Here is a 15,002-nt window from a genome sequence, read left to right as displayed (position 1 = left end):
GGCCGACGCCAGTGAATGCCCGGCACATCCGGGCGATTAATGCGACTTACGAACCCGCAAATACCACTCCGACAGCAAGCGTACCTGCTTCTCGGTATATCCCCTATCGACCATGCGCGCCACGAAGTCCTCGTGTTTCTTCTGATCCGAGGTCGAGGCCTTGGCGTTGAAGGAGATCACCGGCAAAAGCTCTTCGGTGTTGGCGAACATCTTCTTCTCGATCACGCCCTTGAGCTTCTCGTAGGACTGCCAACTGGGATTCATGCCGTTGTTCTGGGCACGTGCGCGTAATACGAAGTTGACCACCTCGTGGCGAAAATCCTTGGGATTGGAGATACCGGCCGGCTTCTCGATCTTCTCCAGATCTTCGTTGAGCGCCTGTCGATCGAACAATTCACCAGTCTCGGGGTCGCGATATTCCTGGTCCTGAATCCAGAAGTCGGCGTAGGTCACGTAGCGATCGAAGATGTTCTGCCCATACTCACTGTACGACTCGAGGTAGGCGGTCTGGATTTCCTTGCCGATGAAATCGACGTAACGCGGCGCCAGGTACTCTTTGATGAAACGCAGATAGCGCTCGAAGGTTTCCTTGGGCAATTGTTCCTGTTCGAGTCGCTGCTCCAGCACATACAACAAATGCACTGGATTGGCAGCAACTTCATGGGTATCGAAATTGAAGACCTTGGAGAGAATCTTGAAGGCGAAACGCGTCGACAGACCTTCCATCCCCTCGTCGACGCCGGCCGCATCGCGATACTCCTGTAGCGACTTGGCCTTGGGATCGGTGTCCTTCAAGTTCGCGCCATCATAGACCCGCATCTTGGAATAGATGCTCGAATTCTCAGGCTCCTTGAGGCGTGAAAGTACCGAGAATTGCGCCAGCATGCGCAGCGTGTCCGGTGCACAGGGCGCGGCATTCAGTGACGAATGTTCGAGCAGCTTCTTGTAGATGTTGATTTCTTCGGAAACACGCAGGCAGTACGGCACCTTGACGATGTAGACGCGATCCAGGAAGGCCTCGTTGTTGCGGTTGTTGCGAAACGTCTGCCATTCGCTTTCGTTGGAGTGCGCCAGGACAACGCCATCGAAAGGAATCGCCCCCATGCCCTCGGTGGGGTTGTAGTTACCCTCCTGCGTCGCCGTCAGCAACGGATGCAAGACCTTGATCGGCGCCTTGAACATTTCGACGAATTCCATCAGCCCCTGGTTGGCCTTGCACAAGCCACCGGAGAAGCTGTAGGCATCCGGGTCGTCTTGGGAATAGAGCTCGAGCTGGCGAATGTCGACCTTGCCCACCAGCGAGGAAATATCCTGGTTATTCTCGTCGCCAGGCTCGGTCTTGGAGACGGCAATTTGGTTAAGACGCGACGGATAGAGCCGCACGACACGAAACTGAGAGATATCACCGCCGTATTCTTGCAAGCGCTTGGCGGCCCATGGCGACATCACCGCCCGCAAGTGGCGCCGTGCGATACCATATTCCTTCTCCAGCAATTCGCCGTCTTCCTCCGGCGAGAACAGCCCCAGCGGCGACTCGAAGACCGGCGAGCCCTTGATGGCATAGAACGGTACATGCTCCATCAACAGCTTAAGCCTTTCGGCCAGCGAAGATTTGCCACCGCCTACCGGCCCCAGCAGATACAGAATCTGTTTCTTCTCTTCCAGCCCCTGCGCAGCGTGTCGGAAATACGCCACGATCTGCTCGATGGCCTCTTCCATGCCGTAAAATTCGGAAAACGCCGGGTAACGACGGATGACCTTGTTACTGAAGATACGTGACAGCCGCGAATCCTTGGCGGTGTCGATGACCTCTGGCTCGCCGATCGCCTCGAGCATGCGCTCCGGCGCGCTCGCATAGACACTGGGCTCCCGACGGCAGAGTTCCAGATACTCCTGAAGACTCATCTCCTCTTGCTGAACGCGCTCGTAACGGTTCTGAACATGATCGAAGATACTCATCAAACGCCTCCTTTCACGACGCGGGGTCGCTCATCGGATTCTGGACTGTCTATGTATCAGCGTAGACGGATGAAGAAGAAAGGGGCGGTACGAAACGCATTTCCTTTCAACGAAGCGGCACGGCCCTGGACATGAGAGCCCACAAACGGCCATTGGTTCGTTGAAATCCGAAAAAGGCAGGCAAGGCGAGAGCACATCAATGCCCTCGCCCTGGCGTGTCGATTAGGCGGCCGACAATGCGTCGCGCGCATCGTCGAGCAGCCTATCGAGCAATGCTTGAGTGGTATTCCAGGCACAGACGAAACGCGCGCCGCCCGCGCCAATGAAGGTGTAAAACGTCCAACCGCGCTGGCGCAGTGTTTCGAGGACTGCGACGGGCAACGTCACGAAGACACTGTTAGCCTGGGCGGGAAACATCAACTCAGCTCCCGGCAAAGCAGCGAAGCCCTCCGCGAGATAACGTGCCATGCCATTGGCATGCTCAGCGTTACGCAACCAGGCGCCGCTTTCCAGCAGCCCCAGCCAAGGTGCAGTGATGAAGCGCATCTTGGAGGACAGTTGCCCCGCTTGCTTGCAGCGGTAACCGAAATCTTCCGCCAGAGCGTGATTGAAAAACACCACTGCCTCGCCCATCGGCAAGCCATTCTTGGTCCCCGAAAAGCACAACGCATCGACGCCAGCCTGCCAGGTGAGCTCCGCCGGTGTGGCCTCGAGCGAGGCACAGGCATTGGCGAAGCGCGCCCCGTCCATATGCACGTGCAGACCATGTTTATCCGCCATGGCACGAATCGCCATCAACTCATCGCGGGTATACACGGTGCCCACCTCGGTGGCCTGAGTCAGCGAGATCGTGCGCGGCTTGGGGTAATGGATGTCGCTACGCCGCGTTACCAACGACTCGATTCCCTCGGGCGTCAACTTGCCATCCGCACCGGAGCATGTCAGTAGCTTGGCACCGTTGGAGAAGAACTCCGGCCCGCCGCACTCGTCAGTTTCGATATGCGCCAATTCATGGCAGATGACGCTGTGATAGCTCTGCCCCATCGAGGCAAGCGTCAGCGAGTTGGCGGCGGTGCCGTTAAAGACGAAAAAAACGTCGCAGTCATAGTCGAAGAAACGACGAAAGCGGTCAGCAGCTTTCTGGGTCCAGGCATCATTACCATAAGCAAGATCATCGCTAGCGTTGGCGCGCAACAGATAGTCGAGCGCCTCGGGACAGATGCCGGAGGTATTGTCGCTGGCCAGAAAACGCGGCGTACAGTCGGATTCCATGCCTTGTTGTCCTCATATGTGGCGAGAAGGAGAGACGCTTGAAACGCAACGCCAGGCGCCGGGTGCCAACGCCTGCCGTTATCCTGCAAAAAATTGCGTCCCGATCCAGTCTACTCATCGCCGCCTCTCACCGGAAGCCTGCCAGCACGCGCCTTCTTACCCACGTACTTTTCTTAGAGGGGGAGTTACAAAACGGGCGAGCGCAGTCCTTTTGTAAACACCCTCTTATAGGCGTGCCGCCAGGCGAGTTCCCTGATCGATGGCTCGCTTGGCATCGAGCTCCGCCGCCTCCTGCGCACCGCCGATGACATGCACCTCGCAGCCGACTGCCGACAGCGGCGCCTCGAGATCCGTCACCGATACCTGGCCGGCACACACCACGACCGTCTCCACATCGAGGCATTCTTGTTGTCCGTCACGCACGATATGCAGCCCTGCAGCGTCGATGCCGAGATATTCGCAGCCACTGCGCATGCGCACCCCACGCTGGCGCAGCGCGGCGCGATGTACCCAGCCAGTGGTCGTGCCCAGCCCTTTGCCAGGCTTGCTGGTCTTGCGCTGGAGCAGGGTTACCTCGCGGGGCACACTCGGCGCTTGCGGTGTAACGAGGCCGCCTCGCGCCGCCAACGATAAGTCGACGCCCCACTCGGCACACCACGCATCGCGGTCCAACGCAGGGTGCTCGGCATGGGTCAAGAGCTCCGCGACATCGAAGCCGATCCCTCCGGCGCCTATGATCGCCACGCGCGTGCCGACACGCTCGGGGTGCATGATCGCCGTGGGATAGTCCATCACGCGCGGGTCCTCGCTACCGGGCAACGATAACGCCCGCGGCGCGACCCCCGATGCCAGCACCACGACATCGAAGTCCTGCAAGCGCTCCACCTTAGCCAAGGTATTCAGGCACACCGTCACGTCCAGTGACTCAAGCATGCTGCGGTAGTAACGCAGTGTCTCGCGGAACTCTTCCTTGCCGGGAATACGCTGCGCATAGCGAAATTGACCACCGAGTTCGGCCTCACGTTCGAAAAGCGTGACGCGATGACCGCGCTGCGCCGCCGACACGGCGGTCGCCAGACCCGCCGGTCCAGCGCCGACCACTGCAATGTCACGCGGCATCGCCACGGGCGCGAGCGTCAATTCGGTCTCGTGACAGGCGCGCGGATTGACCAGACACGAGGTCAACTTGCCCTGAAAAGTATGATCCAAGCAGGCCTGGTTGCAGGCAATACAAGTATTGATGAACGCCTCGTGCCCCTCGCGCGCCTTGGTCACCCATTCAGGATCGGCGAGAAAGGGGCGAGCCATCGAGACCATGTCGGCATGCCCCTCGGCCAGCACGCGCTCGGCGACCTCGGGCATATTGATGCGATTGGTGGCAATGAGCGGCACCGTGAGGACCTCACGCAGCCGTCGCGTCACCTCCGTGAACGCCGCCCGAGGCACGCTGGTGACGATGGTCGGCACCCGCGCCTCGTGCCAGCCGATCCCGGTATTGATCAGGTTGGCGCCCGCCGTCTCGATCGCGCGCCCCAAGGCCACGACCTCATCATGACTGCTACCGTCCTCGACCAGATCGATCATCGACAGGCGAAAGATGATCAAAAAGTCATCGCCCAGTGTCCGGCGAATGCGCTGCACGATTTCCACCGCGAAGCGCATGCGGTTCTCGAACGCTCCGCCCCACTCGTCGTCGCGGTGATTGGTGCGCTGACACAGAAACTGATTGATCAGATAACCTTCCGATCCCATGACTTCGACGCCGTCGTATCCCGCCTCGCGAGCCAGTTTGGCGCAATTGACGTAGGCCTCGACCTGCTCTGTCACCTCGTCGCCGCTCAACGCACGGGGCGTGAACGGGTTGATCGGTGCCTTGAGCGCCGAGGGCGCCACCAGCGCAGGCGAATAAGCATAACGTCCGGCGTGCAGGATCTGCAGGCAGATATGGCCGCCCTCGGCGTGCACCGCCTGGGTCACCTGCCGGTGCGCCTCGACTTCTTGCGGCTCGCTCAATTTAGCAGCGCCTTCGAACACCGCACCCTCGGGAGTCGGTGCAATACCGCCAGTGACGATCAACGAAACGCCCGCTCGTGCCCGCTCGGCATAGAACGCCGCCAGGCGCGCGAAGCCATCCGGAGCTTCCTCCAGATTGGTATGCATCGAGCCCATCAGGATGCGGTTATCGAGCGTCACGGGCCCCACGGTCAATGGGCGGAAGAGATGCGGATACTGAGTCACGGCGCGTCCTCGCTTGCACTCGGTTTTAAACCACCATACATTTTCAAACAACTGTATGAACAGTGTAGCGAAGGCGCCACGGGAGACAATCCCGACCAAGGGCGCAGGCATTACTGCCTTCTCACGCGAGACAAGCGAGCCCCGAATGGACTATCAAAGCTCTCAACACCGCATTCCCATCGCCACTGGCGGTGAGCTGAATCTCATCCGCTTTCAGCCAGAGCGCATACACGGCCTGCCCATCCTGTGCTGGCATGGCGCCATCGAGTCGGGGCGCATCTTCCACAGCCGTAGCGGCAAGGGAATGGCACCCTGGCTCGCCCAGCAGGGCCACGAGGTCATGGTGATCGATCAACGCGGTCGCAGCAGCGCCTCGCCGCGTCCGGCACGCGGCGTATCGTTCTCGCAGCGCGAGGTCGTCATCGACGAAGTCGCCGCCGCACTGGCCGCCTGTCTGAACCTGAGCGGGCAATCGCGCTGCCATGTCATGGCGCATTCCTGGGGTGGCGTCTTGATCGCTGCGCACCTGGCGCGCTTCCCCGGCAGTCGCGAGCGTATCGCCAGCCAGGTTTATTTCGGCACCAAGCGTCGAGTGCGGGTCCAGAACCCCAGCAAATGGCTCTATATCGACCTGATCTGGAAAGGGCTCGCGCCGCTGGCACGCCGTGTGTGCGGTTATCTGCCGGCACGCTCGCTACGCTGGGGCAGCGACGACGAATACGCGGCCAGCCACGCAGACAGCGTCGCCTGGGTGCGCGAGACGGCGTGGCGGGACCCCGAGGATGACTTCGATTACGTTGCCGCCCTGGCCCAGGGCGGGTTGCCACCTACGCTGCATTTGGCCGGGCATCGCGACCGGGCGCTGGGGCACCCGCGAGACGTGGCACGCTTCGTTGAGGAATGCGGCCCGCATCGGCATGTATTACGTGTACTGGGACGCGAGAACGGTCAGGGGCGAGATTACGGCCACCTGGACATGCTGACGCACCCCGATGCCGTGAAAGACGTCTATCCGCAGGCCCTCGCCTGGTGCCAGGCACATCAGAACGACGCGATCTCGGTCGAGGAAGACGCTTAGGAAGCAGCGCGACAGGAGCATCCGCGCATGAAAAAGAAAGGCCCAAACGACAAAACCCCAAGTCAATGACTCGGGGTTGGCCGATGGCGATCGTGGCGGACCGGACGGGACTCGAACCCGCGACCTCCGGCGTGACAGGCCGGCATTCTAACCAACTGAACTACCGGTCCGCATTGTCCGATTTGAATCGGATTGGTGGGTGGTACAGGACTCGAACCTGTGACCCCCAGCATGTGAGGCTGGTGCTCTAACCAGCTGAGCTAACCACCCGGATCGCATAATACTAGGTACTGCTATTGCTGCTGCATGCCGTATCGTCAATGACGCTTAGGCGAGGAAATCGTGGCGGACCGGACGGGACTCGAACCCGCGACCTCCGGCGTGACAGGCCGGCATTCTAACCAACTGAACTACCGGTCCGCTGAATACAACGCTAACCACACATTGTCAGATTTCCGATGAAGAACTGGCGGACCGGACGGGACTCGAACCCGCGACCTCCGGCGTGACAGGCCGGCATTCTAACCAACTGAACTACCGGTCCGCTATATTCTTCTTTACGTGTCCCCATCACTTGAAACGCATTTCACGCGATGGTGGGTGGTACTGGGCTCGAACCAGTGACCCCCAGCTTGTAAGGCTGGTGCTCTTCCAACTGAGCTAACCACCCCTGGTCACGTGGCGCTGCATTCTACAGAGAGGCTGTGGAAAGTCAACCGATTACATTCATCTGATTCATTCACTTGCTGACATGGCGGCGACCACGACACGCGCTGCTTCCTCAATCAACGCCGCCTGATCATGCCCAGCCCGCCGTCGCGGCTGCCAATCATGATCGCCATCGTCGAGAAAATGTACATGCGCCGTCGCCGGCAAGGCATATTCACGAACTTCGCCCTCCGTCCCGAACGGGTCCCGCGTGCCTTGCAATACCCAGGTGGGACAGGTCAGGTTCGGCCAATGCGCCAACCGCGTGCGCTCGGGCTTGCCGGGGGGATGAAACGGATAACCGAATAACGCCAAGCCCGGCGCCTCGTCACGCGCCGCCAGCAAACTCGACACGCGCCCGCCCATCGACTTGCCCCCCAGCCACAGCGGCGATGGCGCTTCGCCGGCAAGCGACGTCAACGCGTCTCGCCATGCGGCCAGTTCGTCGACCAGGCTCTCGACACGCGGCGGCGGACGCCGACGATTTTCATGCCATACCCGCTGCATGTAGGCGAAGTCGATGGCCCAAACCTGCACACCATGCAGCGCCAGCGACTCTCGCAAGCGCTGCATGAAGCGCGACGTCTGCCCTGCACCAGCGCCATGGGTCAGCAACAAACGTCCCACACACGGCATGCCACGCACTTCCAGAGGGCCCAGGCCGTCCAGGTAATAATGCTGCGCCGCGATGGTGGACGAAACGCCGCTCGCGTGCAGCGACGTCAGCGAGCGTGGCGTCGCGGCATAGGCATTTTCGAAGCTCATATCAGCCGTGTCTCATTGGGTGGTAGGGTGCGTCACTATGCGGCTTTGACGGGGTACACGCGCTAACCTAAGGTAGGTTCGCCCTAGGAGAAAACGCCATGACCGACGACAACGCCATTCCGGCCTCGCCGATGCATGCCCATTGTCAGACATGCCGGCTCAACTCGTTGTGTCTTCCACTGGCACTGGGGCTCGACGATCTTGACGACTTCGACGCCATCATCCGACGACGTGCGCCCCTCAAGCGCGGTGACACGCTCTTCGACGCCACGACGCCTTTCACGCACCTCTTCGCGGTACGCTGCGGCAGCCTCAAGCAAAGCGTCGCGCAAGCCCACGGCGAGGAGCGCATCACGCACTTTTACCTGCCCGGAGAACTCGTCGGTCTGGATGGCCTCGCCAGCGGTGGTCATCCGGGGCTCGTCGAAGCGCTCGAAACCACTGCCGTATGCGCGATTCCCTTCGATCAACTGGACCGCCTCTCCGTTGATCTACCCGAGCTGCGCCATGCGCTCTACCGCAGCATGAGCCGCGAGCTTCACGACGACCGGCATTGGCTTTGCCGGCTCGCCGGCCACACGGCGGAGGCACGCCTCGCCAGCTTCATCATCGACGTATCACACCGCTTTAAGCGCTGCGGTTTCTCCCCTATTCGTTTTCGCCTGCCCATGGCACGTGCCGATATCGGCAATCATCTAGGCCTGGCAGTGGAAACCATCAGCCGTCTAATGAGTCGTTTTCAGCAGGCCGGATTGATCCAAGTAGCGCGCCGCGAGATTACGCTGCTCGAAGGCGAGCGCCTCGCTGCCTTAGCGCGCGGCGAGACGTCGCTTCGCGAGTGAGCATCAAGCCTCGCGAGTCAGCACGTCGAGTGCCTCGATGCGCTTGCTCTGGAACTCGCGTTGCTTGTCTTCCAGCCCCACGAAATCGAAGAGGTCGCGGTCGGCCAACTGCGACGGCGCCACATTGGTGATCGACTTGAACATCGCCTCCAGGCGCCCTGGGTGTTTCTCTTCCCACTCCGCGAGCATCTCCTTGACCACCTGGCGCTGAAGATTGGGCTGCGAACCGCACAGATTGCAGGGAATGATCGGAAACTCGCGCCACTCGGCGTACTCGGCGATATCGGCCTCACGGCAATACGCCAAGGGCCTAATGACGACATTCTTATTGTCGTCGGAGAGTAGCTTGGGGGGCATCGACTTGAGTGTGCCGCCGAAGAACATGTTGAGGAACAATGTCTCCAGCATGTCCTCGCGGTGATGGCCCAGCGCGATCTTGTTGGCCCCAATCTCTTCGGCGAAGCCATAGAGCGTGCCACGCCGCAAGCGCGAGCAAAGCGCGCAGGTAGTCTTGCCTTCCGGGGTTTTCTCCTTGACCACCGAATAGGTATCGCGCTCGACGATGTGATAAGGCACGCCCACGCCGTCCAGGTATTCGGGCAACACGTGCTCGGGGAACCCTGGCTGTTTCTGGTCGAGGTTGACGGCCACCAGCTCGAACGAAACGGGTGCGTTACGCTGCAGGTTCATGAGGATATCCAACATGGTGTAGGAATCCTTTCCGCCGGAGAGGCATACCATGACCTTGTCGCCGTCTCGAATCATCCCGTAGTCGACGATGGCGTTCCCCACCTGGCGCCGCAGGCGTTTTTGCAACTTATTGAATGCCAGTTTGTCTTGGCCGTTGAGTGCATGCATGACGATAGCGCTTTGGCCTGCCGTGGTGAGTGAAGCACCCCATGTTATCACCGCAGGCTACTACGACGAAGTATCGGGCCCAGCCGCTCAGGCGCTGATCGCGCGCCCGTGACACAGGCGCAGATACATCAGTGCCGTGGTCACGGCATCGCCCAACGCTGTATGGCGCCCCATGACCGGCACGCCCAAGGCCTCGCTCATAGCCTCGAAACGCACATCCGGCTCGATGTCTGGCTGCACGCGCCGACGTTCACGCACATACAGCCGACAGACATCCAGCGTCCGATTGGGTAGATCGAATCCCGTACGCGGACGCAGGTGACGATTGATGACTGCCACATCGTAATCGATGCACCAGCCGACCAACGGGCGATTGCCGATGAAATCGAGCAAACGGTCGAGTGCATCGCCCAACGCCTCGCCGCCCCATAGATCGACACCGCGCAAGCCATGAATGCGGATGGAGTCGCCCGACAAGCTCTCCGGCCGCTGCAGGCGCAAGTCCAACGACTCGCTGGTCAGAACACGTCCATCGCGCACCTTGACCGCCGCCAGCGCCACTAATTCCGCACGCCGCGGGTCAAGATCGGTGGTCTCGCAATCCAGAGCAATGACTTCGCTGCCGCAATACGGCTCGAAACGCCAGGCGTGGTGCCCGCCCAGTTGGCGGCGCCGATCACCGGCACGACGCAATGCTTTTATCATCGCAACCTCCCGTATGCCTCTGACGATGGTCCGCGGGGTTTGACTCGACCCACTCGCGGCCCTTGCCTGACGAGCACCTCAATATTCAAGATGAAAACGCTGTGACAAGCGTTGTTTGAATTCCTTGACCGTATGCAACGCCTCGCGCAGCAAGTCACGCTCGAAGCCGCTGAGACGCTGAACGACCACGCGATTGGGCTCCTGCGACGCGTCGTTGCCCTCCAGGCTTTCCAACTGCTGACGCAGGCGCAGCTCGGAAAACAGTGCCATGGCTTCGCCCAGATCGTCAGCGAAAGGCCGGTCGAGGCGACCGTCATCGACCAATGCATCGAGACGCGCAAACGTCGAGGTAGCGGCGACCCGGCGTTCCAGCGCCAGCGTGCGCACGCCATGCACGATGGGAAAAATTCCTCCTTTCTTGATGTCGATGCCATGCTCCGGGCGCTTGAGAGTGCCGAACAAGGTCAGCGGCGTGGAGTAACGCAATACGCCCCGCGCGAAGTACGACAGCAGCAACTCATCGTGGGAGCCGCGTGCGAATAAGTGCTCACGAAGACCTTCGAGCAAGCTCGCGTTACCGGCGATGGCATGGGCGTCGAGCATGATGGCGAGATTCATCAATGCATCCGGATCGCGACTCGAAGCCCAGCGGGCGATTTTGCCGCGCCATGCCGACTCGCTCGCTACCCACTGCGGATTGGAGACCATGATATTGCCCGGGCAAGGCGGATAGCCGAGCCTGCCCAGCGTATCGGTCAACCCTTGCATCGCCGCCTCGATCCCCGGCCAGTCGCTACCGTCGGCCAGGATCAAAGCGTTGTCCTGGTCGGTCTTGAGAATCTGCTCACCGCGCCCCTCGCTGCCCATGACAAGCAGGCATGACTGAGACTGACGATCCTCAGGCATCAAGAACCGGAACGCCTTGTGGATGATCCGACCGTTGAGCGCCGCCAGCAGCTCCATGGCGAAGCGCAACTTCACGCCTTGCGCCGTCAATGTCTGAATCAACTGAGGCAGACGCGCGCTGGCACGCGCTAACGCCTCGATATCCTCCGCCTGCTCGATCTGCAGGCTAACGGCATGGGCGCGGCTCGAAAAATACCCCAGCACATCGGTCAACTCGACGACGCCCACCGCCTGCGCGCCCTCCATGACCACGACACGCGCCACCTCATGGCGCGTCATGCTCACCAACGCGGTAAAGAGATAGTCGTCGGCATGCGAGGTGATCAGCGTGAAATGCGCGATGCCGCCCACTTCGGCGGAATGCGGCAAGCCTTGCTGAACCAACGCATCGAGAAGATCGGTCTTGGTGACCATACCGCAGCGCCCCGCATGGCTGACCAGCAAGCTATCGGCATGACGCTCGCGCAAGTGCGTGACGGCCTCGGCAATCGTGGTATGCCCGTCGACCACGACGGGTTCGCGCATGCATTCCGCCACCCGTGCCAGCATGAAGCGTGCCATGCTCATGCCCCCTTCCGCCCGCCGCTCGAGCACATGGCGCGCCTTTTCGGCCAAGTGCTGGCGGAAGTAGTCATCGAAGGCGGGGTACGCGGTACAAATATCTTCGAAAAGCCGGCGGGGTAGCAAATAGCACAGGCTTTCCTGCTCGGCCTGGAATCTATAACGGCTCGTACCGTTGAGGATACTGATCGCCCCAAACAGATCGCCCGCCGTGTAGTGGCCGATACGCCGCTCCCTCTCGCTAGCGTTGAGATCGAGCTCCGCCACTTCACCTTTGTGAATCAGGAATACATGCTCGCCGGGTTGGCCGGCATCGAGTATGACCTCGCCCTCATTGAAATAGGCGAGATCGACTCCGTCCCGGACACGCTGCCGCCCTTTTTCATCGAGCAAGCTGAAAGGTGGTTGCGAGAGGTTGATGTCGACCATGGTAGTACCCTCGTCCTGTGCCGACCCTGGCACGACTTGGTGTCATCATTACCGCTTCATGTTCCTTATACTTTTCGGTAACACGGCCGAAAGATTGCTTACCATATTACGTGATCAAGAGTAGCAAAGCTGACTTTTATTACGACACATAGACTATCGTTCTACGCTGATATCGCATCCCAAAAACCGCCATTGACTTATGCTCCACCAGGCTCACTTACGCCTTTTTTATAAGCCTGCTACAAATCCTCACTCCCTATCACAACCTCATGAAAAACATGATAATTCAAAAAATGACTCTTTAAACTAATGGCTTGATACCAAAGTATGGAGTTCTTTTTTCGCCGTCATTGGCCACTATCATCAGTATGGCTATTCAAGGCAATCCCAGGTAGTTAACACTCGACGGACAGCACAGTCATTATCGATAAAAGTCTAGCGCCACTATCGTATCAATGACGTTACCCTACAGAGTGTTCTATACCTGCGATTGCTTTGAAGCGTCTCGCACACTCTCATCACAACACCAACATATCCCTACCAGTGGAGAGCGACACCATGGCAGATGAAAAATCCAATGCCGAAGCTTACTGGAAAGCCAACGTGCGTCTAATAACCGGCTGTCTGATCGTGTGGGCACTCGTTTCTTACGGGTGCGCGATCCTGCTGCGTCCGCTGCTATCCAGCATTCCCGTCGGTGGCACTGACTTGGGCTTCTGGTTTGCTCAACAGGGTTCCATTCTGGCGTTCATTGGCCTGATCTTCTTCTATGCCTGGAAGATGAACCGGCTGGACAAGCAATACGGACTCGAGGAGTAAGCCAGCATGAGTCAATTTGCCATCAATATCCTATTCGTCGGCGCTTCTTTCGCTCTATACATTGGCATCGCCATCTGGGCCAAGGCGGGCTCAACCAAGGATTTCTATGTGGCCGGTGGCGGCGTACACCCGATCACCAACGGCATGGCGATCGGGGCTGACTGGATGTCGGCCGCCTCCTTTATTTCCATGGCGGGTCTCATTGCTGCTGGTGGCTATGCCAACTCCACCTTTCTAATGGGCTGGACCGGTGGCTATGTGCTGTTGGCCTTGCTATTGGCGCCTTACCTGAGGAAATTCGGCAAGTTCACGGTGCCCGAATTCATCGGCGACCGCTTCTACAGCCGCACGGCACGCATGGTTGCCGTCGTCTGCCTAATCGTGGCGTCCCTGACCTACGTCATCGGTCAAATGGCCGGCGCTGGCGTCGCTTTTTCACGCTTTCTTGAGGTCGATGCGACTACCGGCCTGATCATTGCCGCCGTCGTGGTATTCTTCTATTCCGTGCTGGGTGGCATGAAAGGCATCACTTACACTCAGGTGGCTCAATACATCGTCCTGATCGTCGCCTATACCATTCCGGCAGTGTTTATCTCGCTGGAACTGACTGGCAACCCGCTTCCGCCGCTAGGCCTGTTCTCCGATCATAGTGCTTCGGGCGAACCGCTACTGTCCAAGCTCAACGAAGTGGTGACCGCACTGGGCTTCGATGCTTATACGGCGATGGTGGACAACAAGCTCAACATGGTGTTGTTCACGCTTTCGCTGATGATCGGAACGGCCGGCCTGCCACACGTCATCATGCGCTTCTTCACCGTTCCCAAGGTGGCGGATGCGCGCTGGTCAGCCGGCTGGGCCCTGGTATTCATCGGCTTGCTCTACCTGACCGCGCCGGCGGTGGCCTCCATGGCACGCTTGAACCTGATGACGACCATCTATCCCGACATGGCCGGTCAGGTCGAGAACTACGACGCCGCCGCCTCCAACGCCATCGCCTACGGCGATCGTCCCGATTGGATTAGGACCTGGGAAGAAACAGGGCTGATCACCTTCGAGGACAAGAATAACGACGGTAACATTCAGTTCTACAACGATGGTGCCGATTTCGAGGACCGTGGTTGGGAAGGCAACGAGTTAACCGTCAACAACGATATTCTTGTACTCGCCAACCCGGAGATCGCTAACCTGCCCTCCTGGGTCATCGGGCTGATCGCCGCCGGCGGTCTGGCGGCGGCACTCTCTACCGCTGCCGGGCTACTACTGGCCATTTCCTCGGCGATTAGTCATGACTTGATAAAAGGGGCCATAAACCCAGGCATAACGGAACGAGGGGAGTTAAAAGCGGCTCGTATTTCGATGTCGATCGCCATCGTGGTTGCCACTTACCTCGGTGCCAATCCCCCAGGATTCGCGGCACAGGTCGTGGCATTGGCCTTCGGCATCGCCGCTGCCTCGCTGTTCCCGGTGCTGATGATGGGGATCTTCTCCAAGCGGGTGAATAATAAGGGAGCCATCGCGGGGATGTTGTCAGGGCTGACCTTCACCTTGGTCTACATCTTCATCTACAAAGGCTGGTTCTTCATCCCCGGCACCAATAATCTGGCGGACACGCCTGAAAATTGGGTACTCGGCATTTCACCGCTCTCCATCGGCGCGGTGGGTGCGATCATCAACTTCGCAGTGGCCTACCTCGTTTCCAAGTCGTCCGAGGAACCGCCTCGGGAGATTCAGGAACTGGTGGAAAGCGTGCGCTATCCCAAAGGTGCTGGTGGTGCCGTCAACCACTAAGCCATAATACCCACTGGCTCGGCGGGCCCGGGCCATGGGGTCACATCATCGGGCTTCCCACGGGGAAGCCCGAT

Annotated in this window: 11 protein-coding genes and 5 tRNA genes; 4 read left to right on the top strand and 12 right to left on the bottom strand. The window is 59.6% G+C overall.

What is annotated here, in order from left to right:
* Positions 1-36: 36 nt before the first annotated feature.
* From L1075_RS02570 to L1075_RS02560, 3 genes are all read right to left on the bottom strand, one after another.
* Positions 37-1,959, bottom strand: coding sequence for a PrkA family serine protein kinase (locus L1075_RS02570; RefSeq protein WP_040244542.1), 1,923 nt, complete (start codon positions 1,957-1,959; stop codon positions 37-39).
* Between the two features lie 222 nt (positions 1,960-2,181).
* Complete coding sequence (locus tag L1075_RS02565; protein WP_040244544.1) at positions 2,182-3,231, bottom strand: threonine aldolase family protein; 1,050 nt, start codon at positions 3,229-3,231, stop codon at positions 2,182-2,184.
* A 225-nt stretch (positions 3,232-3,456) separates the two neighbouring features.
* The gene (locus tag L1075_RS02560) at positions 3,457-5,469 is read right to left on the bottom strand and encodes an FAD-dependent oxidoreductase (protein ID WP_246939674.1); all 2,013 of its coding nucleotides are present in this window, start codon (positions 5,467-5,469) and stop codon (positions 3,457-3,459) included.
* 145 nt (positions 5,470-5,614) lie between these two features.
* On the opposite strand from L1075_RS02560, the gene L1075_RS02555 reads away from it, so the two are divergent.
* Positions 5,615-6,547: an alpha/beta fold hydrolase gene (locus L1075_RS02555; RefSeq protein WP_246939671.1), complete on the top strand. Its 933-nt coding sequence runs from the start codon at positions 5,615-5,617 to the stop codon at positions 6,545-6,547.
* 93 nt (positions 6,548-6,640) lie between these two features.
* Here L1075_RS02555 and L1075_RS02550 read toward each other — a convergent pair.
* The 6 genes from L1075_RS02550 to L1075_RS02525 all read right to left on the bottom strand — a co-directional run bounded on the left by L1075_RS02550 (position 6,641) and on the right by L1075_RS02525 (position 8,020).
* Positions 6,641-6,717, bottom strand: a tRNA-Asp gene (locus tag L1075_RS02550).
* Between the two features lie 23 nt (positions 6,718-6,740).
* Positions 6,741-6,817: transfer RNA gene (locus L1075_RS02545), tRNA-Val, on the bottom strand.
* A gap of 73 nt (positions 6,818-6,890) precedes the next feature.
* Positions 6,891-6,967 (bottom strand) — tRNA-Asp (locus L1075_RS02540).
* Between the two features lie 47 nt (positions 6,968-7,014).
* Positions 7,015-7,091: transfer RNA gene (locus L1075_RS02535), tRNA-Asp, on the bottom strand.
* 50 nt (positions 7,092-7,141) lie between these two features.
* A tRNA-Val gene (locus tag L1075_RS02530) sits at positions 7,142-7,217 on the bottom strand.
* A gap of 65 nt (positions 7,218-7,282) precedes the next feature.
* Positions 7,283-8,020 carry an alpha/beta family hydrolase gene (locus tag L1075_RS02525; RefSeq protein ID WP_179861106.1) on the bottom strand — a complete coding sequence of 246 codons (738 nt, stop codon included), beginning with the start codon at positions 8,018-8,020 and terminating at the stop codon, positions 7,283-7,285.
* A gap of 98 nt (positions 8,021-8,118) precedes the next feature.
* On the opposite strand from L1075_RS02525, the gene fnr reads away from it, so the two are divergent.
* Entirely contained in the window at positions 8,119-8,862 is a 744-nt protein-coding gene (fnr, locus tag L1075_RS02520) for a fumarate/nitrate reduction transcriptional regulator Fnr (RefSeq protein WP_040244546.1), read from the top strand.
* A 3-nt stretch (positions 8,863-8,865) separates the two neighbouring features.
* Here the strand turns inward: fnr and ttcA are convergent, their stop codons facing one another.
* The 3 genes from ttcA to L1075_RS02505 form a co-directional block, all read right to left on the bottom strand.
* Complete coding sequence (gene ttcA / locus L1075_RS02515; RefSeq protein WP_040244549.1) at positions 8,866-9,720, bottom strand: tRNA 2-thiocytidine(32) synthetase TtcA; 855 nt, start codon at positions 9,718-9,720, stop codon at positions 8,866-8,868.
* A gap of 87 nt (positions 9,721-9,807) precedes the next feature.
* Positions 9,808-10,425 (bottom strand): 3'-5' exonuclease, encoded by a 618-nt coding sequence (locus L1075_RS02510; RefSeq protein ID WP_040244550.1) that lies wholly within the window; start codon positions 10,423-10,425, stop codon positions 9,808-9,810.
* A gap of 78 nt (positions 10,426-10,503) precedes the next feature.
* Positions 10,504-12,321 carry a DUF294 nucleotidyltransferase-like domain-containing protein gene (locus L1075_RS02505; RefSeq protein WP_040244553.1) on the bottom strand — a complete coding sequence of 606 codons (1,818 nt, stop codon included), beginning with the start codon at positions 12,319-12,321 and terminating at the stop codon, positions 10,504-10,506.
* Between the two features lie 558 nt (positions 12,322-12,879).
* On the opposite strand from L1075_RS02505, the gene L1075_RS02500 reads away from it, so the two are divergent.
* Both L1075_RS02500 and L1075_RS02495 read left to right on the top strand, forming a co-directional pair.
* Entirely contained in the window at positions 12,880-13,140 is a 261-nt protein-coding gene (locus tag L1075_RS02500; RefSeq protein WP_246939668.1) for a DUF4212 domain-containing protein, read from the top strand.
* Between the two features lie 6 nt (positions 13,141-13,146).
* Positions 13,147-14,928 carry a sodium:solute symporter family protein gene (locus L1075_RS02495; protein ID WP_040244559.1) on the top strand — a complete coding sequence of 594 codons (1,782 nt, stop codon included), beginning with the start codon at positions 13,147-13,149 and terminating at the stop codon, positions 14,926-14,928.
* Positions 14,929-15,002 lie beyond the last annotated feature (74 nt).

Source organism: Chromohalobacter beijerinckii (genome assembly GCF_023061185.1).
Lineage (GTDB): Bacteria > Pseudomonadota > Gammaproteobacteria > Pseudomonadales > Halomonadaceae > Chromohalobacter > Chromohalobacter beijerinckii.
The sequence above is the reverse complement of the archived record's forward strand: the minus strand, read 5'-3'. Positions and strand labels throughout refer to the sequence as shown.

Excerpts from the sequence above, each read along its gene's own strand:
- L1075_RS02500 (WP_246939668.1), top strand. The coding sequence starts at position 12,880 with ATGGCAGATGAAAAATCCAATGCCGAAGCTTACTGGAAAGCCAACGTG.
- L1075_RS02525 (WP_179861106.1), bottom strand. The coding sequence starts at position 8,020 with ATGAGCTTCGAAAATGCCTATGCCGCGACGCCACGCTCGCTGACGTCG.
- ttcA (WP_040244549.1), bottom strand. The coding sequence starts at position 9,720 with ATGCATGCACTCAACGGCCAAGACAAACTGGCATTCAATAAGTTGCAA.
- L1075_RS02510 (WP_040244550.1), bottom strand. The coding sequence starts at position 10,425 with ATGATAAAAGCATTGCGTCGTGCCGGTGATCGGCGCCGCCAACTGGGC.
- L1075_RS02565 (WP_040244544.1), bottom strand. The coding sequence starts at position 3,231 with ATGGAATCCGACTGTACGCCGCGTTTTCTGGCCAGCGACAATACCTCC.
- L1075_RS02505 (WP_040244553.1), bottom strand. The coding sequence starts at position 12,321 with ATGGTCGACATCAACCTCTCGCAACCACCTTTCAGCTTGCTCGATGAA.
- fnr (WP_040244546.1), top strand. The coding sequence starts at position 8,119 with ATGACCGACGACAACGCCATTCCGGCCTCGCCGATGCATGCCCATTGT.
- L1075_RS02555 (WP_246939671.1), top strand. The coding sequence starts at position 5,615 with ATGGACTATCAAAGCTCTCAACACCGCATTCCCATCGCCACTGGCGGT.
- L1075_RS02570 (WP_040244542.1), bottom strand. The coding sequence starts at position 1,959 with ATGAGTATCTTCGATCATGTTCAGAACCGTTACGAGCGCGTTCAGCAA.
- L1075_RS02495 (WP_040244559.1), top strand. The coding sequence starts at position 13,147 with ATGAGTCAATTTGCCATCAATATCCTATTCGTCGGCGCTTCTTTCGCT.